This is a genomic window from Flavobacterium sp. (assembly GCF_013822155.1).
Lineage (GTDB): Bacteria > Bacteroidota > Bacteroidia > Flavobacteriales > Flavobacteriaceae > Flavobacterium.
The window spans coordinates 1-19126 of record NZ_PNJW01000039.1 but is presented as its reverse complement, the minus strand read 5'-3'; the positions used below and the strand labels follow the sequence as shown (position 1 = coordinate 19126).

16 protein-coding genes are annotated in these 19126 nt (G+C 35.5%); 12 read left to right on the top strand and 4 right to left on the bottom strand.

What is annotated here, in order from left to right; all coding sequences use genetic code 11:
* The first annotated feature begins 135 nt into the window (after positions 1-135).
* The 7 genes from C0512_RS10350 to C0512_RS10320 all read left to right on the top strand — a co-directional run bounded on the left by C0512_RS10350 (position 136) and on the right by C0512_RS10320 (position 6283).
* A complete protein-coding gene (locus C0512_RS10350) occupies positions 136-1884 on the top strand; it encodes a T9SS type A sorting domain-containing protein (RefSeq protein ID WP_290861252.1) in 1749 nt (582 codons plus the stop codon).
* Between the two features lie 229 nt (positions 1885-2113).
* Positions 2114-2692, top strand: a complete 579-nt coding sequence (locus tag C0512_RS10345) for an isoprenylcysteine carboxylmethyltransferase family protein (protein ID WP_290861250.1) — start codon at positions 2114-2116, stop codon at positions 2690-2692.
* Positions 2693-2877: 185 nt separating this feature from the next.
* Positions 2878-3474: a hypothetical protein gene (locus tag C0512_RS10340; RefSeq protein WP_290861248.1), complete on the top strand. Its 597-nt coding sequence runs from the start codon at positions 2878-2880 to the stop codon at positions 3472-3474.
* A gap of 35 nt (positions 3475-3509) precedes the next feature.
* Positions 3510-4283, top strand: coding sequence for a sulfite exporter TauE/SafE family protein (locus tag C0512_RS10335; RefSeq protein WP_290861246.1), 774 nt, complete (start codon positions 3510-3512; stop codon positions 4281-4283).
* Between the two features lie 79 nt (positions 4284-4362).
* Entirely contained in the window at positions 4363-5760 is a 1398-nt protein-coding gene (locus tag C0512_RS10330) for a T9SS type A sorting domain-containing protein (protein ID WP_290861244.1), read from the top strand.
* A 46-nt stretch (positions 5761-5806) separates the two neighbouring features.
* Complete coding sequence (locus C0512_RS10325) at positions 5807-5974, top strand: hypothetical protein (RefSeq protein WP_290861242.1); 168 nt, start codon at positions 5807-5809, stop codon at positions 5972-5974.
* Positions 5975-5989: 15 nt separating this feature from the next.
* Positions 5990-6283, top strand: a complete 294-nt coding sequence (locus tag C0512_RS10320; RefSeq protein ID WP_367160875.1) for a GNAT family N-acetyltransferase — start codon at positions 5990-5992, stop codon at positions 6281-6283.
* 7 nt (positions 6284-6290) lie between these two features.
* On the opposite strand, the gene C0512_RS10315 is transcribed toward C0512_RS10320, so the two are convergent.
* On the bottom strand, positions 6291-7250 hold the full coding sequence (locus C0512_RS10315; protein WP_290861240.1) for a transporter: 960 nt from the start codon (positions 7248-7250) through the stop codon (positions 6291-6293).
* Positions 7251-7373: 123 nt separating this feature from the next.
* Positions 7374-9035 (bottom strand): 2-succinyl-5-enolpyruvyl-6-hydroxy-3-cyclohexene-1-carboxylic-acid synthase, encoded by a 1662-nt coding sequence (menD, locus tag C0512_RS10310; RefSeq protein WP_290861238.1) that lies wholly within the window; start codon positions 9033-9035, stop codon positions 7374-7376.
* Between the two features lie 130 nt (positions 9036-9165).
* Here menD and C0512_RS10305 point away from each other — a divergent pair, with 130 nt between their 5' ends.
* Positions 9166-9663 (top strand): GNAT family N-acetyltransferase, encoded by a 498-nt coding sequence (locus C0512_RS10305; RefSeq protein ID WP_290861236.1) that lies wholly within the window; start codon positions 9166-9168, stop codon positions 9661-9663.
* A gap of 241 nt (positions 9664-9904) precedes the next feature.
* On the opposite strand, the gene C0512_RS10300 is transcribed toward C0512_RS10305, so the two are convergent.
* Positions 9905-10492, bottom strand: coding sequence for a glutathione peroxidase (locus tag C0512_RS10300; RefSeq protein ID WP_290861234.1), 588 nt, complete (start codon positions 10490-10492; stop codon positions 9905-9907).
* 80 nt (positions 10493-10572) lie between these two features.
* On the bottom strand, positions 10573-13704 hold the full coding sequence (gene ccsA / locus C0512_RS10295) for a cytochrome c biogenesis protein CcsA (protein ID WP_290861232.1): 3132 nt from the start codon (positions 13702-13704) through the stop codon (positions 10573-10575).
* A 138-nt stretch (positions 13705-13842) separates the two neighbouring features.
* Between ccsA and C0512_RS10290 the strand changes: the two genes are divergently transcribed.
* From C0512_RS10290 to C0512_RS10275, 4 genes are all read left to right on the top strand, one after another.
* Positions 13843-14604, top strand: a complete 762-nt coding sequence (locus C0512_RS10290) for a Rossmann-like and DUF2520 domain-containing protein (RefSeq protein WP_290861269.1) — start codon at positions 13843-13845, stop codon at positions 14602-14604.
* Entirely contained in the window at positions 14588-15115 is a 528-nt protein-coding gene (locus tag C0512_RS10285) for an HAD family hydrolase (protein WP_290861230.1), read from the top strand. The genes C0512_RS10290 and C0512_RS10285 overlap by 17 nt, the downstream gene beginning before the upstream one ends.
* A gap of 456 nt (positions 15116-15571) precedes the next feature.
* Positions 15572-18724 carry a S8 family serine peptidase gene (locus C0512_RS10280; protein ID WP_290861228.1) on the top strand — a complete coding sequence of 1051 codons (3153 nt, stop codon included), beginning with the start codon at positions 15572-15574 and terminating at the stop codon, positions 18722-18724.
* Between the two features lie 14 nt (positions 18725-18738).
* A partial coding sequence (locus C0512_RS10275; RefSeq protein WP_290861226.1) for a hypothetical protein occupies positions 18739-19126 on the top strand: 388 nt, incomplete at its 3' end.

Below are 19126 nucleotides of genomic sequence, written 5' to 3'. Positions count from 1 at the left end.
GAGCTTTGAAGAAACAAAATTGGACTATCAAAAAATTCTGTTTTTTAGTCATGTATAGTTTTTATATGGGTTGATTATTATTTTTAATACTATTTAATAGTTATCTTCGGCCCGAAATTGAAACTAACTATCTTTATGAAGTATTTTTATTTATTACTTATTACACTGACTGTTAATAGAGGGTTATCGCAAAGTTTACCGATTAACTTTGAAGGAGATGTTACGACTGCAGACTTTGTAAATTTTAACGGAGGAACGGGAATTGTAACTACTAATCCAATGCCATCAGGAAGCAATACGAGCAGTTTTGTTGCACAAATAATTAGAGATGGTGGAGCAACTTGGAGTGGAAGCAAAATTATATTGACAGACAATCTTGATTTTTCTGTATTAACGAAAATCAGGATGAAAGTATATACTACGGCACCAATCGGAACAACCGTTAAGTTTAAATTAGAAGGGACAGGGACATCCGTAAACGTTGATGCTACTACAACTGTTTCCGGAGCATGGGAAACTTTAGAATGGATTTTTTTTGGCACACCTAACAACCTTAACGAATTGGTTTTTATGTTCGATTTTGGAAATGTAGGTGATGGTACCGCCAATTCTACTTTTTACTTTGATGATATTGAACAGATAGCAGGAGAAACGGCTCCAATACCAACGTCTTTACCAATTGATTTTGAAACAGGAATCGTTAACACTGACTTTATAAATTCTTCCGGATCTACAGCAAGTATTATTTCAAACCCTCAAATTGATGGTGTCAATTCGAGTAATACAGTTTGTCAAATCGTACGAAATGGCGGAGCATATAATGCCGGAAGTAAAGTTTTTATTGACAGCCCTATCGATTTATCCAGCATGTGGCATATTTCCATGAAGGTTTATACAACAGCTCCGGTTGGTACAAGAATTAAATTGGAATTAGAAAACATAAGCGGAGCAACCAGTTTAGATTATTTAACAACAGTGTCCGGAGCATGGGAAACGGCTAGCTGGAATTTTGATGGTCAAGCTAATACTTATGATAGAATACAATTTCTTTTTGATTTTGGTAATGTAGGAGATGGTTCAACAACCTCTACCTTTTTGTTTGATGATGTACAACAATTTGTAGGACCTGCTCTACCAGAACCGGTGGCAACGAGCCTACCCGTTGATTTTGAGAACAGTGTTGTTACTTCAGACTTTACCAATTTTTTCGGTTCAATAGCCTCTGTTATTCCAAATCCGCAAATAGATGCAAACAACCCAAGTGCGACCGTTGGTCATTTTATTAGAAGTGGTGGTGCGGGATATGCTCGTAGTAAGCTGGCATTAACAGACTTTATTGAGAATATGTCTGCTTTTGGAACTATCTCTATGAAAGTATATACAGATGCACCTGTAGGCACTTTAATGAAATTTAAGTTAGAAAGTAATGTAGCTGCTTTTGGAAAAGAACAAGACGCCTTTACTACTGTATCGGGCGAATGGGCCACCTATACTTGGGACCTTTCAAACGGAGATAATGCAATTTATAATGTACTAACCTTGATGCTTGGTTATGGTACACCAAATGATGCGTCAGCAAATGCTACCTTCTTGTTTGATGATATTGAACAAGTGGCTACTTTGAGTAACGGCAATGATTACACATTCAATATAGATGAAGTAAAAAGTTACCCAAACCCTGCAAAAGATTTTTTGACGATAAGTTCTAAAAATAAGACTATTAAAACAATAACTCTTTTTGATATTCTTGGGAATCAGGTTACCACTGTTTATCCAAACAGTCATGAAGTGACCCTTGATGTGTCTGATTTTGCCAGTGGTGTTTATATTGCAAAAATTTTAACCCTTGAAGGAGTGGGCAATATTAAGTTAATCCTAGAGTAGGAAAATCAGAAATAGCTATTATTCCCCAACACTATACCTAAAGCAAGGAAAGAAACCGGGAAACCCCATTTTGCAATAGAAATTTAACTTTTCAATAATTATAAAAAACAACCTCGTTTAGTGATTTCTAAACGAGGTTTGTTTTTTAGTGTTGTGAAAAACTAATATATTTGCTTTTCAATTGATTAAGGTTGGGAGGTTTAAAAAAATCATTACTTAAAACAGAACTATGAGTGAATACATAAAAATTGGGTTGCAAGTTTGTTGGTTGGCGGTGTTGCTTTATTGGTTTGTTTCGGGGTTTTCTGCTAAAAAGGCAGTGTATCAAGAACCTTTGTTTAAAAGGGTACTGCTTTATTGGTTTCCTTTGGTTGTTGCTGTTTTATTGTTAGGTCCGGGTGAATGGTTTGGACATACTTTGATTAGAGAAAATTTTGTTCCTCATACTAATTTTGTTGGTCTAGTTGGTTTAGTGTTTTGTGTTTGCGGTGCTGTTATCGCTTGTTGGTCGAGGTATACTTTAGGGAAAAACTGGAGTTTGTCTGTGCAAAAAAAGGAAAACCCCGAATTGATAGAAAATGGACTTTATAAAATTGTTCGTCATCCTATTTATTCCGGTCTTTTGTTGCTTTTTATTGGTAATGCCATTATTGTTGGCGATTATCGTGGGATTATTGCCGTTGTAATTGTTTTTGTTTCCTTTTGGTTCAAACTTAAAAAAGAGGAGAAATTGTTGGTTGACCATTTCGGAAGCAAGTATATTGATTATAGAAAAAGAACGAAAGCTTTAGTGCCTTTTGTTGTTTGAGGGGAGGAAAGTTGCGGGTTGCGGGTTGCGGGTTGCGGGTTTCGGGTTGCGAGTTGCGGGTTTCGAGTTTCGGGTTGCGGGTTTCGAGTTGCGGGTTGTGAGAAGCAAGAGGAAAGAAGCAAGAGGAAAGAAACCTTTTTTTGACGCAACCCTTTTAGAACTGTTACATCTTGAATAAAAATACTATGAAAAAAATATTTCTTTTATTGTTTGTTTTTGCTTTGTTTGGGTGTGAGAACACGGATGATGGCACTACAACTGCTTTGCCGGAATTGACGACTGAAGGCAAGAACACGTATGGCTGTACGGTTGATGGGGTTAACTTTTTGCCGAAGGATCGGGTGATTGGTTCGCCGTATTATACGCCTATTTTATTGGGACGGTATGTTTATGATTTGTATTATTTTGATGGGTATCATTTTATGCTTTATGCTAATAATGAAGTTTTAAAAAAATTTATCAGTATTGAATTGAGTGGCGGTGAATCGCCCTTGGTGGAAGGAGCTACTTATCCGATTACGGTTCATCAAGCTAATTCGATGCATGGTTTTTATGAACATTGGGGCGAGACGGTTGATAACGGCGACGGCACGGGGTTTACTCCTGTTTATGAATATACTACTAACGACGTTTATACCGGTGAATTAGAAATTGTGAAACTTGATACGGTGAATAAGATTATTTCAGGCCGGTTTTGGTTTGATTGTGTTGAAATTCATTCGGGTGAACTTGTTCGGATTAGAGATGGACGGTTTGATGTTCAGTATACGATTGATTTTTAAGTAGTGGGTTTCCAACATTATTAAAGTTGCTTTTGATGGAGTATTTTATTATTTGTTTAGCGGCTTTATTGGGTTCGGGGCTGACGCTTTTTTCGGGCTTTGGACTGGGGACTATTTTAGTTCCGGTTTTTGCTTTGTTTTTCCCTATTGATATTGCCATCACGTTGACTGCAATTGTTCACTTTTTGAATAATCTTTTTAAGCTGGCGTTGCTTGGCAAAAAGGCAGACAAAGCGATTGTGTTTAAATTTGGGGTGCCTTCCATCCTAGCGGCTTTTGCGGGAGCTTATTTGTTGACGTATATCAGTCACCTTGCTCCTCTTTTTGATTATACGTTTATGGATAGCACTTTTTATGTGATGCCCGTTAAGTTAACCATAGCGGTTTTGCTTTTTGTGTTTTCGCTTTTTGACTTGGTTCCAAAATTGAGTAATCTTCAATTTGACATGAAGTATTTGCCGTTAGGTGGATTGCTGAGTGGTTTTTTTGGTGGGCTTTCGGGAAATCAAGGAGCTTTGCGAACGGCGTTTTTGGTTAGGGCTAATTTGAGTAAAGAGGCTTTTATCGGGACGGGAGTTGTAATTGCCTGTTTGGTTGATATTTCACGGTTGACTGTTTATGCTAATCAATTGGTTCACTTTGGGGAGGATTTAAATTATGGTCTTTTGATTTCGGCAACGGTTTCTGCTTTTATTGGGGCTTATTTTGGTCATAAACTATTAAAGAAAATCACGCTAAAAACCGTTCAGGTTGTTGTTGCGGGCATGCTGATGTTGTTTGCTGTTTTGTTGGGGCTGGGGATGATTTAATTGAATTGAAAAAAAACTGACTGATTGAAAAGATTAATTATTATTTTGCATTACACTATTTTAACTGTTATACCATATTATGAAAATACAATTACCTTTTAACACCGCACTTGTTTTATTATTGGGTTTTATCTCTTTAACGGGTTACTCCCAATGCTGGCAAAATATAACAAAGGGATTGAATCACTCTATTGGTTTAAAAAGTGACGGTTCTATGTGGTCTTGGGGATATAACGGTTATGTTCAATTGGGGGACGGCACGAATATAAGTAAAAACTCTCCTATTCAAATTGGGACGGCAACGGATTGGCAAGCCGTTTCAGCTGGACAGAATTATAATGTTGCTTTGAAAAACAATGGTACGATTTGGGCATGGGGAACAAATAGTTATGGTGAGATTGGGAACGGTACCAGCAATAACTTTGTTTATAGTCCGATACAAATTGGGACAGCTACCGACTGGGTTAAAATTGTTGCCGGACATACACATACTTTAGGTTTGAAAAGTAACGGTACCTTATGGGCTTGGGGACAGAATGGATCCGGTCAATTGGGCGATGGAACTACGGTAGATAAAACCACTCCGGTACAGATTGGCACCGATACTGATTGGTTAATCATTGTTCCGGGGTTTACGCATAGTATGGCTATCAAAACTAATGGTACGTTATGGAGTTGGGGAAGTAATGGCAATGGAGAACTGGGCGACGGAACATACACCGCTAAAAGTTCACCTGTTCAAGTAGGGACTGAGACAAATTGGGTAACCGTTTCGACGGGAAAATATCACAGTAAAGCCATCAAATCAGATGGAACGTTATGGACTTGGGGTAGCGGAATATTTGGCTTACACGGAGATGGTACGGGTAACGATAACACAGGTTTTAATAAAACCTCCCCTATTCAAATTGGAACCGCTACAAACTGGACAAGTGTTACCGCAGGATATGAAACCTGCACAGCTCTTAGGGCTGATGGTTCTTTATGGGTATGGGGTAAAAACAATTATGGGCAAGTGGGCGACGGAACTTTTGTTACGCGAAATATTCCGATTCAAAATACTACGGCTGTGAATTGTGTTGCTATTTCAACGGGAAGGGGATTTCATGATTTAGCCCTTAATGCTACGGGTGAAATTTGGTCGTGGGGTTTAAATATATTTGGGCAATTAGGGAATGCAACAAATACGAACAGTAGTATTCCGGTTAACATTGCCTGCGAAGCGTTATCGATTGACGATGTTAGTTTGAATGGAAATGGAATAACATTTTATCCAAATCCGGTTAAAGATATGTTGTATTTCCAATCGGAGCAATCAATCATAAAAGTTGCTATTATTGATATGGCCGGAAGAACTTTGAGTTTGAAGACTGTTGAGCAAAACAAATTGAATTTGAGCGAGTTGATTTCGGGAAATTATGTTTTGAAGATTTATACTGAAAGTGGAGTTACTAGCCGTATTTTGGTAAAGGAATAGTTATTGTTCAGAACAAGATAAATGTGCAATAAAATTAGTTTTATATATGAATCGTTATAGGATTAAAGTAACTCACAGTTTAGACTCATTACAGAAATTAACTGTTTTTGAGTTATGGAATAATGAATATCCTCAACAATTAGTTCATGAACGTATTACTGATTTTGAAAACTATTTAGACCTTTTAATAGCTACTAAACATTATTTACTTTAAGACGAAAATGAAGCAATTATAGGTTGGGGAATTATATTTGTGAGGGATTCCGAACAATGGTTTGCCTTATTGATTGATTCAAGATTTCAGGGAATGGGTTTAGGAACATTCCTTTTAAATGAATTAAAAAAAACTCAACCTGAATTGAACGGTTGGGTTATTGATCATGAAAATGATTTGAAACAAAATGGAAAACCTTATTTATCTCCTCTAGCTTTTTATAAAAAAAATAATTTTGAAGTTCTTGGGAATTTCAGAATTGAAAATGAAAAGTTATCAGCGGTAAAAATAAAATGGCATTCGAATTAAAGGAAGTTTAGGGTTTTGTTTTTTCTTTTTTAGTTCTTTTATATCCTTCTATCCATGATTTTTGCCAACCGATGGAAACGGTATCAAAATTTTGACCAACGCGAACGACTGCTCCCGTGCTTACGGCGATTTTTAGGGAACTTAACTTGCCTGTTGGGAATACGGTTGTTAATCCGATTCGAGAATTAGAAGCCCTGTCGTCTTTTACCCCACCATTTACCGTTGAATTTCCGCCAACGTAATAGGTTGAATTTACGGCTACCCAAAAAAACGGGGTAATGTTATAACTAAGGTGGCCTTGAAAAGCTCCTAATGGTTCTTGTGAACGAGTAGATTCTCCGGGATAGAAACTGTTGTTATCGGTAAAAAGCCAAACCCCTGCATAGCAATCCAGCAACCATTTTTTACTGATGGGATGAGAAACAGCCAGTTCAGGAAAAAACGCCCAACGATTTGCTCCGAGGTTAATTAACTTATCCGAAAAATATTGACCGGTGGGAACTACGACATTCAAACTGGCTCCTAAAATTGTTTTTCGGGGCGATTGAGCAATTTCTTTCATTGTACTTGCCGGGGCATTGTGGAACAAAACCGAAAGGCGAACTCTCATGTCGGAAAACCCGGAGCGATTGATTTCCGTTGCTTCTTCGTTTAAATCGCCCGTAACGTTTGCCCATGAATATGGAGCTACTACAAAAAGCTGAGAAGACATTCCCATCATGTCAAAAGTGTGTGAAACGCCAAGGCTTAATCCTTGAACTTGAGCTTTGACATTCTCGACAGGCAAGGTGGCATCGGTGAGAATTTCACCCTCAGAAAATAAAAATCCGGTTACTAAGGTTGTGGTGTTTTTTGGAACCCAAAGGTAGGCTCTAGGAGCTAATTCTTGGGAAAATAGGTTATTTGCAATAAGCAAGAGGCAAAGTTTGATTCCCAGAATGGTGTTTGTTTTTCGGAAGGTTATCATTGCGGGATGGTTTCTTTTGGTGTTTTTGGTAATGGGTGATTTTAGAAATCAAGTTAACTTCACTATTATCGTATAGTAAAGATAGGATAAATCTAAAAACCTAAAAAACAAAAAGAAAAAGAATTATTTAAGTGCTTTAAAATAGTTCTTTAGCAAGCCGTCGTTCTCGTAAGTGGGTGTAAAAACTTCTAAGATTTGCGGTTGTTCTGTTGTTTCAAAAAAGGAGTTGAGTTCTTTTTCCAATGACTCTTTATCACTTGCTTTTCTGTATTGAAAACGGTACATGTTCGCTAACGATTCTGCTGTTAAGCAATGTGCGGTTTCAAAATAGGTGTGGAACATTTCATTTTCCTGATGACCGGGTAAGATGCGGAAGATACCTCCTCCTCCATTGTTGATGACAATGATTTTGAAGCTTTTAGGAATGTAGTTGTTCCATAAGGCATTGCTGTCGTAAAAGAAACTTACATCGCCCGTTATTAAAACGGTGTCTTTTTTATTGGCCACAGCAGCACCGATGGCGGTGGATGTGCTACCGTCAATTCCGCTGGTTCCACGATTGCAAAAAACTTCTATTGTATTTTTTAAATCAACTAATTGGATGTAGCGAATGGGTGAACTGTTGCCCACCTGCAATTGACAATTTTCCGGTAAATGGTTATTTATTATTTCAAAAGCTTTAAAATCGCAAAACGGAATTTCCGCTAAGTATAAATCGTGCTTTACTTTACGGCTTTGTTGAATATGAAATCCGAACTTACTGTAATTGCTATCAATATATTTTGTGTAAGGCAAAAACTGATGGAAAAAATCGCTAGGATTTGCTTCAAAATGAAAGGTTAAACTACCAAAGGTATCATAGGCACGCAAACGGTCTACATGCCAATGGTTATCGGGTGGATAATCACGCAAGAGACTTTTGATGCGTTTGGATACAATCATTCCACCAAAAGTCAGGACGATTTCAGGTTGAAACGCCAGTACTTCTTCCTCGTTAAAAGGGGTGATGATTGAATCGATATGGTTTAAAAAAGATTCATGATGCAAATTAGAGGTAGCTTCCGTCATGACAATTACCGAGGGGTCGTTTGCCAGATGGTTGATGATTGCAGGGTCTAATTCATTTGGGTCGAGTGTTCCTATGAGGATTAACTTTTTTCGGGCGGTATTCCAAATGTTTGTTGAAGCAATTATGTCTTCGAACGGAATATTGCGGTATACTTTCCCAAAAGTAGAAATCATGGTATCTACGGAAGACACATCCATGGTTTCGTATAATGGTTCTTCGAAAGGAGCGTTTATGTGGGTTGGCCCTAATTTAGAAAAGGCTTTGTTAAAAGCTTCGTTGATTTTAAGGTCGTTTTCTTCCGATGCTTCTTCGGTTAAATTAGCATTAAAATGGGTATGATTTGCCAATACATTTTCCTGGCGAATGGTTTGACCGTCGCCAATGTCTACTTTCTCTTTAGGTCTATCGGCCGAAATAATGACAAGGGGAATCTGACTATAAAAAGCTTCGGCCACCGCCGGATAAAAATTAAGAACGGCAGAACCTGAAGTACAGATTACGACAACAGGTTTTTTGACTTGTTGAGCAATTCCTAACGCAAAAAAAGCAGCACAACGTTCGTCGGCCACGCTATAACAAGTGAAATAAGGATTTGCTGTGAAGCCAATCGTTAAAGGAGCATTTCTGGAACCCGGTGCAATGACAATATGCTGAATACCTTTGGCATGGCAAATTTCGATGATGCTTTGAGCAAGCGGTATTTTAGGATATATCATTCTTTATTTTAAAAATTGAGCCGTAGGTATTATATTTAAATTTAGGTTACACAAATTTATACTTTAGATAACAATAACAAGGTTTATAAACCTTTAAAGTTTTGTTATCTTTGAACAACTTTTCAACATTATGGAGATAATCATTAGACCTTATACCGAAAACGATGTTCCTGCGATATTAGCTATTGTGAATGATAACATTTTGAATTCAACTTCACTCTATGATTATTCGCCGCGAACATTAGAACAACAAAGTAATCTTTTAAAAGAAAAAGTGGCGAAAAACTTTCCGGTGCTAGTGGCTGAAAAAAAAGGAGAAGTTGCCGGATTTGGCATGTATGGAGAATTTCGTTATCGGGAAGCCTATCGCTTCACGGTAGAGCATTCTGTTTATGTTGCCAAAAAAAATAAAGGAAAAGGTGTTGGCGGAAAATTATTGAAAAATTTAATTGCTCATGCAAAAGCACACAAAATACATACCATGATTGGTGTGATTGATGCAGAGAACAAAGGAAGCATTCAGTTTCACGAAAAATATGGGTTTAAAAAAGTTGGCGTTATTAAAGAATCAGGGTATAAATTTAACCGCTGGTTAGATTCTGTTTTTATGCAACGGATTTTAAAGTGAAATTTGGAGATTTGAAAATTTGGAAATTTGGAAATTTGAAAATTAGAACACAGATTTAAGAAATTAGTAAAATCTAAAAAATCTATTATTTCATAATTTCTTCAATTTTTAATATCAGTGTTCAAACAAAGGTTTTAAATAATTAGAACACAGATTTAAGAAATTAGTAAAATTTTAAAAATTTATTTGATTTCTTAAATCTGTGTTCCTATGTACTAAGCTTTAAAAAGAGGAGCGAAAATTAACTCGCCAACCACTCTAAAATTTCCTTATCATTTGGGTTTGTTCTTGGGCTGATTACTTTTTCTAATTCGCCCTTTTCGTTTAAGAGGTATTTTTGAAAATTCCATTCAACCTCACTGTCTTCTAACCCATTTTTAGCTTTTTGAGTCAGGAATTGATAAATGGGATGCATTTCTTTTCCTTTCACTGTTATTTTACTCATCATTGGGAAAGTTACTCCGTAGTTCTTTTGACAGAAGGAAACGATTTCTTCGTTTGTTCCCGGTTCCTGTTTCATGAAATCATTTGCCGGAAAACCGATAATCACTAATCCTTTGTCTTTATATTCTACATATAATGCCTGTAAATCTTTATATTGAGGGGTTAATCCGCATTTAGAAGCGGTATTGACTACCATTATTTTTTTTCCTTTCAGAGTGGCAAAATCAAACTCTTTCCCTTCTATGTCTTGCACTTTAAACGTGTGGATGGATTGTTTCATAACTTTTTCTGTTGTTGTGTTTGCCGTTTCTTTTTTGTTTTGAGCTTGGTTTTGACAACTCATTAGCATCACACAAGCTACTAATACTATAAAATTTGTTTTCATACGTTTCTTTTTATTTCAAATTTACAAACTTTCTGATGATAGCCGACCTAAACAAATCATAATTTGGTTTTAAAAAAAGGCTATTTTTTATAATATTTCTTGTATTTGATAAAAGACAATACGCCTAACAAAGTCACTAATAATATGGATACGTAAACAAATGTTGGTGTAACTACTTTATCACCACTGGCATAGGAATGTAAACCGGTGAGGTAGAAATTCACTCCGAAATAGGTCATTAAAATAGAATAGAAAGCAAAAACGCTCATTAAATTGAATACCCATTTGCCACGTAAAGCAGGCACGAAACGAGCATGAATGACAAAAGCATAGACCATGATACTGATTAAAGCCCATGTTTCTTTTGGATCCCAACCCCAATAACGGCCCCAACTTTCATTAGCCCACTGACCTCCTAAAAAGTTACCGATGGTGAGCATGACTAAACCGATGGTTAATGCCATTTCGTTGATATAAGTGATTTCCTGAATGTTCAGGTTCATTCGTTCTTTGTTTTTGTCGTTAGTTAAAAGAATCAATAACAAGGAAACAATTCCCAAAATCATTCCCAAAGTGAATGGTCCGTAACTAGCTACAATAACGGCTACGTGAATCATTAACCAATAGGAATTTAAAACCGGTTGTAAGTTTGCAATGGCGGGATCCATCCAATTCCAATGAGCAATCATTAAAATCATGGAAGCGACAAAAGCTGCAGAAGCCACGGTTAGTTTAGATTTTCTGTCAAACGCAAGGCCGAAGAACATGGTTGCCCAGCCCACATAAATCATACTTTCGTAGGCATCGCTCCAAGGAGCATGACCGGAAATATACCAACGAGCAATTAACCCGAGAGTATGTAAAGCAAACAGCAGACCAATAAAAACATGGAATGTATTCACGGTGTAATTCACCCATTTTGATGAATTGAAAATTTGAATGACCGTGAAAATCAACATTAAAACACCGGCGAGCATGTATAAATAATACAACCGTTTGAAAATGTCGTATTTATTATAAAGTATTTCAGCGTCGATTTTTTTATCGGTTGGACGAACTTTGCTTCCGTATCTAATTTGGAATTTCTCCAATCCGCCAACAATTTCATTGGCAAAGTTATAATCATTCTTTTCCGTTGCTTCCACTAATGTTTGCATGTAGGCCGGAAGAATGTTTTTAAGGTTTTTCAGTTCGGTATCTTGGTATTGTTCTAATTCGAGGTAAGAAATCCATTTGTTATTTTCATCATTAGGCACGGGGAAAATGCGTAAAATGCTTCCGGATAAAGCAGAATTTAAAATAACAACCTTTTTATCGGTTTCGATAAAATCTTTTTGAAACTGATTAGGTATGACTGCTTTATAAGCTTCGTCTAGGTAAGGTGTTAATTTGTAGTTTCCTTTTTCATCAAAAAAGCTGATGAACGGAACTAATTTAGCGTCTTTGTCAACGTTTAATATTTTGCGAATGCTGTCGTTTCCTCGTTTGATATAAATCAATGGCACTTCAAACCAAGCATTCGGCGTTTGTGACATGGATAAAAATACCTGATCGGAATTGTAATCTCTATAATGGTCACTTTTACTTACTTTACGTAACAATTCACTCGAAAACGTGTTGACCGGTTTCATTCGCCCGCCATCATCCTGAATTACTAATCGACCGAATTTAGCGGCATGTTCTTTGTTTACGATGTTTGCATCGATGAATTTTTCCACTTCAGCCAAGGAAGGTCGTTGGTGATTTTGATCCTGAGCAAAACCAACATTCATGAAAAAGAAAAATGCAATGGAAAGTAAAGCTGCTTTTTTCTTTTTTACGTTTTCCAATTTGCGTTTGATATCTGCGAAACGAGTGTTTTTATCAAACAAAATAGCCATCATTGCCAGGTATAATAGAAAATAACCTATGTAAGTTATCCAAGTTCCCCAGAAATCGTGGTTTACAGAAAGTACGGTTCCTTTTTCATCTTGGTCAAAAGAAGCTTGAAAAAAACGATAGCCTTTGTAATCTAAAATATTGTTCATGAAAATATGAGCATCTTCTTTTTTGCTCCCATCAATTACGGTAACTAAACTTTCGAAAGCTGAAAAACTGTTCATGGTTCCCGGATATCGTTTTCCAATAAAATCATTGAGTTTGATGCTAAAAGGTAATTCATACACTTTGCTGCCAAAGATTAAGGTGAAATCTAAATCTCCTAACTTAACATTCTGTGGTATGCTCATTTTTCCTTTTGAACCGACTAAGGTAACTTCCTCTTTTTTTCCGTTGGCTTCGACTTCAACAATCAAAACATCATCGGTGAATTTGTCTTTCCAATCATTATTAGATTCCCAAGCTTTTTTTCCTTTAATTGGTGCTTCGGGAAGCACAAACTGTGCTCCTGCTATGTTGTAAAGGGAACGAAACATCAAAGGCTGAACAGAATCTTTCACAACCAACCCTTTTAATTTATCTGCCATTCGCATAAAATCTCCTCCAAAAGTTGATTTGATGAAATAGGAATCGCCTTCTTGAAGAATATTAATGGCTCCGTCTGTTGCTTTGTTGAAAGCAAACAAAATACCATGCAAACTTTGAACTTCTCCTGATTTTAAATAATGTTCATGACGGGTTCCATCGCTGGATTCTACCAATTTTAAAAAGGTTTCTCCTTTTTCATCGGGTTTGATGACTTCGGTAGCGTTCATGATGTAATTTTTATACGTCACCGAATAGGGTTTTGCATCAAAATCATCCGTAATTGAAAAATTATTATTGGCAACTTGCGATAGTATCAAGGGTTTTTCAAGGGTTTTTCTTTTTGGTTCTCCTTTATAATCACCATCGGTCAAAACGGTCAGGTAATTTTTATCAGAAAAAAAGCGGCTTTCAGTGGCTCCTTCCCGTATGGGCATAATTCCTTCAAAACTGATATATCGCGTAATGAAAGCTCCCACTAAAATGAAGATAAACGATAGGTGAATTAACAAAGTGGCCCATTTTTCTTTCTTCCAAAGTTGATAGCGTTTGATGTTTCCAAAAAAGTTGATGACAAAGAAAACCATGATTACTTCAAACCACCAGGCATTAAAAATCCAAATTCGGGCAGTATCAGTATCGTAATAGCTTTCAATAAACGTTCCGGCCGCCATTGCTGCTGCAAAAATTAAAAACAAGGAAGCCATGAGGCGAGTTGAAAAAAGAAAGGAATATATTTTCTTGTCCATAGTGAAGTAATATAATATTGAAAACACAAAAATACTTATAAAAGAAAGATTAAAATCTGTTTTATGTCATTTTTTAAGTCAAAATTAAGGTCTGTTTTAATTTCTAAATTAGCCATATATTTTTGTTATTTTTGCTCTATGGTTTCAGTAGTATTAATTGGTTCAGGAAATGTAGCCCAACATCTCATCGCTGCTTTTTTACAAAGTGATGATGTTGAGTTAGTTCAGGTATTTTCAAGAAAGAAAGAGGAGGTGGCTCATTTACTTCCGAATGAAAAAATTACTGCTGATTTTTCAACTTTGAAACAAGTCGATGTTTACGTTATTGCTGTTTCTGATAATGCCATTGCGGAAGTTTCGTCGAAAATACCTTTTGAAAACAGCTTAGTGGTGCATACTTCGGGCAGCATGCCTTTAGCTATTTTAGATAGCAAAAACAGACGAGGCGTTTTTTATCCTTTGCAAACATTTACTAAAAATAAGGCGATTAATTTTAAAGAAATTCCGATTTGTTTGGAAAGTGAACACGAAACCGATTTTATCCTTTTAGAAAAGCTTTCCAAAAGTATTTCAACTGTGGCCTACCCTATTTCTTCTGAACAACGGAAGGCGTTACATGTTGCCGCGGTATTTGTTTGCAACTTTGTAAATCATTTGTATGAATTAGGAAGTTCGATTTGTGTTGAAAATCAACTGCCGTTTTCGATTTTGCAGCCTTTGATTCAAGAAACGGCAAATAAGATCCACACCTTGTCTCCCGCAGAAGCTCAAACCGGGCCGGCTAAAAGAAACGATACACAAACTATAAATGCTCATTTAGCGTTTTTGTCTGATGACAATCAGAAAGAAATTTATAAACTCTTAACAAAATCAATTATTGACCATGGCAAAAAGCTATAAAGAAATAATGAACGACATCACCACCTTTGTTTTAGATGTTGATGGCGTTTTAACGGATAGTTCTGTTCACATAACCCCTACGGGCGAAATGCTAAGGGTGATGAATATTCGCGATGGATTTGCAATGAAAGCAGCCCTAGAAAGTGGTTATAACGTTTGTATTATTTCCGGCGGAAACAATGAAGGTGTTCGTATTCGATTAAGGAATTTAGGAATTACCGATATTTATTTAGGCTCACCGGATAAAGTGGAAACTTTTAAAGAATACTGTGAAATCTATCACATCAAACCGGAACAAGTGTTGTATATGGGTGATGATATTCCTGATTATCATGTGATGCAATTGGTTGGTTTACCAACGTGTCCCCAAGATTCTAGCCCGGAAATAAAAGCAATTTCAAACTACATCTCACATAAAAACGGCGGAAAAGGAGCCGTTCGGGACGTTATTGAACAAGTGATGAAAGTGCAGGGAAAATGGCATTTGTATTATAATGGGAAACACGATTAGTCTTTTAGTTATGGGTTATAGGTTATGAGTAATTGGTTTTGGGTGTGTATGAGATTGCTATGGGATGAGAAAAGAATCGTAAGAAGATTGTGGGGCATCAGCTACCAAGAGATGCCTTCAATTTGAAAAAAATGTCTTCACTTTGAAGAAAGAGGGAATGATTTGTTTTTTGTTTTAACCACGGGGAGCACAAAGGATGACACAAGGTTCACGAAAGGTTTTTGATTATTTGATTTTTTAATTCTTTAGTTTTTTAATTTTTTTTACAATGTAATATTTTTTTCTCTAAGTTTGTGTTAATCAGAATTGTATTAATCATGTATACAATTTTGTTATCGATACCACAATTTCCAAAAACAGTTAACTTACCACTAAATACGATACACGGATTTAGTTGAGGTTTAATAAGCAATATATGAGAAAACCTCAAAATAACTGATTTTATACTCGATAACTATGAAGAAATTTTATTCTACTTCTCTATTTTTATTTTTAGGAATATTTTTACTAACTTCACAAAGCAATCATTTTTATTACTACAAAGGACAAAAAATTTATTTAACTGCTGATAAAAGTAAAGTTAGTATAACAACCAACTTGCAATTTCAAAAAAGTAGTATTTACAATTTAAGTATTAAAGATTTTGATTTAGTTACCTATGATAATCAGAAATTTTCAACTATTGAGTTTTTAAATGAACCTACTGAAATAGAGTTTATTCAAAAATTAAACACATTAAAATCTAACCCTAACATTAACCATGTCAATTTATTTTTCAAACGAGGTGATGGTGTTCCACCAATTGGAATTTCCACCTCGTTTTATATTAAAATAAAAAACCAAAGTGATTTACCTCTTTTGCAAACAAATGCAGCTTTAATTGATGCTCAAGTTGTTAATCAAGTTCCTTATATGCCGCTTTGGTATATTTTAAAATTGAACACAAATTCAATTGAAAATACCTTAACTGCAACATCCAAATTATGGGAAACAGGTTTGTTTGAAGAAGTTGACCCCGGGTTTTTGTTTGATTTTAGCCCCGATGAAATTACGGGTGAAAGCTCATCTACCAATAACACTACAACCAATTGTGTAAATGACACCAATTTCTCTGCCCTTTGGGGTTTGGATAATGCAACTAATCACGAGATAGACATTAACGCCTGTGCCGCATGGGAAATTACAGAAGGACAAGGAATAAGAGTTGCAGTTATTGATAATGGAATTGATAAAACTCATCTTGATTTAATTGATAACATAGATAATTTGAGCTTTAATATGAATAATGGTAGTTCTCCAAGTGCTATACCAAATGATTTTCATGGCACCCATATAGCTGGAACAATTGCAGCAATTAAAGATAATAATTTGCAAGTAACTGGTGTTGCCCCTAAGTCAAAATTGATTGATGTTAGTCATGATGGTTTTATGGTGCCTAACCAAACAGCACTAGAATATGCAAGTGGAATTAGTTGGGCTTGGCAAACTGGTGCAGATATTTTAAATTGTTCATGGGGTGATCATAATGGTGTTTATTATTCAATATATCATTCTTCAATTTTAGAAAGTTCAATTTTAAATGCTTTGACACTTGGACGAAATGGAAAAGGAACAATTGTTGTTTTTGCATCAGGAAATCATGGGGGTAATTACGCCTTTAATTATGGAGGCATGGATTATCCTGGAATTTTTAGTAATGATATAATTACCGTTGGAGGTATTAATGAATATGGTCAACGAGCAATATTTACTCCAGAAGCACAGTCATCGTATGGAGTAAAGCTTGATGTAGTTGCTCCAGGAATTAATATAACATCCACAAATCTAAATAGTGAAATATTAGAATCGTTTGGTACATCATTTGCGGCACCACATGTTACCGGCATAGCAGCTCTCATTTTATCAGTAAATCCTAATTTAACCCAAAAGCAAGTAGCTGATATTATAGAACAAACTGCTCAAAAAGTGGGTGGATATGGTTATAACCCAACTACAAATCGACCTAATGGGAATTGGAATATGGAAATGGGTTATGGTTTAGTAGATGCCCATGCCGCCGTTTTAATGGCACAACAAATGATAAGCACACCTTATGCAGATTTGTATATTGCAGATAATCCAAACGATTTTGGTTATGAACCAAGTGTTCCTTTAGTGAATTGGAACAGTCCTAGTATTTGGGTTAGAAATCAAAATTATAACATTCAAACGCATCAATCACCAAAATATCATCCTTATAATCCAAATTACGTTTATGTTAAAATTAATAACAGAGGGTTATTGCCATCTACAGGCTCTAATGTTTTAAAAATATATGCAAACTTACCTAATTCGAGTATTGGATTAGAAACTTCTACTTTCAGAGTTTCTAGCCTTTCTTTTCCAACAAATGACTCTTCTATTATTGCCCCTACCTTTTCCTTGCAAAAAATTGGTAGTGTTACTATTCCTGTTGTAAATGCTGGGGAAACTGTTATACTATCCATTCCTTGGAATGTACCTGACCCAAGAGGAATATTGTATTGCACTTCTTTAGAATTTAATACGTTTCTTTATGCTAAAATTATTTCTAGTACTGACGCAATAACTGTTCCTGAAACGACAGATTACTATCAAAATATTTTGAACAATAATAATATTGCCGGAAAGAACACTGTTTCAATAGTACCACAGAATTTAATAAACCCCGAGGACAATACAATAGTATATGAAACTTCTTTATTACTGATGAATTCAACAGCATTACCTTTAAACTTGAATTTAGAATTGATGAAAGAGGAAACAGAAACAGGCAAGTTGATTTTTGAAGAAGCTGAAGTTTCTTTACAAATGAATGAAACCTTATTTACAGCTTGGGAAAGAGGTGGCGAAGCAACACAGAACTTAACATCAACCAATGCACTCAATTTGAAACTCATTTCTACCGATAATGTTAAGCTAAACAATATCAATTTGCTTGCTAATGAAATTGGTCAAATGGATTTGAAATTTAATTTTTTAACAAGTGAATATACTGATAAAACAACATATACTTATCACCTTGTTTTGAAAGATACTAGTACTAGTAAAATTGTTGGTGGAACAACCCTTTTTATAGAAAAGCCCAGTAGGGAATTATTTTATGCGGATGCAGGTGATGATAAAGAAGTTGATTTAAATGAACCCATCACGATTAGTGCTACCGAAATTAGTGAACCTGCCATTTATAATTGGTATGATGTAGAAGGAAATTTAATTTTTACCGGTAAAGATTTAATTATAGCCACACAAGCGGCCACAAAATTTAAATTAGAAGTAATTGCCACGATAGATGGATTTAAAGATTATTCGGAAGTTGATGTTGCTATTAAACCAAGTATTTTATACTCTATTTCACCTATTCCAACTTCAAATAATATAACAGTCTCTTATAAATTAAATGAAGTAGGTTCCGCTTATATTATGATACTAGGAAGCTACGGCACAACGAATGCTTCTAATAACTACGTTTTAGATTTAAACAGCACAGAAACCACGATTGATATATCTAATTACCCCAATGGATTTTATACTGTTGCTTTAATTTGCAACGGACAGATTATTGATGCCAAAAATTTAGTTAAACAATAAAAAAGAAAGAAATTATGAAAAGATTGGTAATCCTTTTAGTGTGCTTTGGCTCCGTGAAATTTTCTTATTGTCAAACGTATCAATTAAGTAATACTTTTGGCACAAATGGTGTTGTTGAAACTGAAGATATTACTGAACCTAGAAAAACAATCATTACACCTGATAATAAAATTCTAACCATTGGTTTTAGTTTACTAGAAAGTCCAAATCCAGATTTGATAACACATTCTTTTTTAGTTAAGTTAAATCAAGACGGAACAACTGATGATACTTTTGGAAATAATGGTATAACTATTACTAATGTTGATTTTAAGGATATTCCAAGTGATGTAGTTTTTCAAGGTAACAACAAAATACTTCTCGGTGGACAATATACTTTGCAAAATCCATCAGAAGGTATTT

Coding starts and splice junctions, on each gene's coding strand:
- C0512_RS10350 (WP_290861252.1), top strand. CDS start 136: ATGAAGTATTTTTATTTATTACTTATTACACTGACTGTTAATAGAGGG.
- C0512_RS10315 (WP_290861240.1), bottom strand. CDS start 7,250: ATGATAACCTTCCGAAAAACAAACACCATTCTGGGAATCAAACTTTGC.
- menD (WP_290861238.1), bottom strand. CDS start 9,035: ATGATATATCCTAAAATACCGCTTGCTCAAAGCATCATCGAAATTTGC.
- C0512_RS10340 (WP_290861248.1), top strand. CDS start 2,878: ATGAAAAAAATATTTCTTTTATTGTTTGTTTTTGCTTTGTTTGGGTGT.
- ccsA (WP_290861232.1), bottom strand. CDS start 13,704: ATGGACAAGAAAATATATTCCTTTCTTTTTTCAACTCGCCTCATGGCT.
- C0512_RS10335 (WP_290861246.1), top strand. CDS start 3,510: ATGGAGTATTTTATTATTTGTTTAGCGGCTTTATTGGGTTCGGGGCTG.
- C0512_RS10325 (WP_290861242.1), top strand. CDS start 5,807: ATGAATCGTTATAGGATTAAAGTAACTCACAGTTTAGACTCATTACAG.
- C0512_RS10305 (WP_290861236.1), top strand. CDS start 9,166: ATGGAGATAATCATTAGACCTTATACCGAAAACGATGTTCCTGCGATA.
- C0512_RS10280 (WP_290861228.1), top strand. CDS start 15,572: ATGAAGAAATTTTATTCTACTTCTCTATTTTTATTTTTAGGAATATTT.
- C0512_RS10290 (WP_290861269.1), top strand. CDS start 13,843: ATGGTTTCAGTAGTATTAATTGGTTCAGGAAATGTAGCCCAACATCTC.
- C0512_RS10345 (WP_290861250.1), top strand. CDS start 2,114: ATGAGTGAATACATAAAAATTGGGTTGCAAGTTTGTTGGTTGGCGGTG.
- C0512_RS10330 (WP_290861244.1), top strand. CDS start 4,363: ATGAAAATACAATTACCTTTTAACACCGCACTTGTTTTATTATTGGGT.
- C0512_RS10285 (WP_290861230.1), top strand. CDS start 14,588: ATGGCAAAAAGCTATAAAGAAATAATGAACGACATCACCACCTTTGTT.
- C0512_RS10300 (WP_290861234.1), bottom strand. CDS start 10,492: ATGAAAACAAATTTTATAGTATTAGTAGCTTGTGTGATGCTAATGAGT.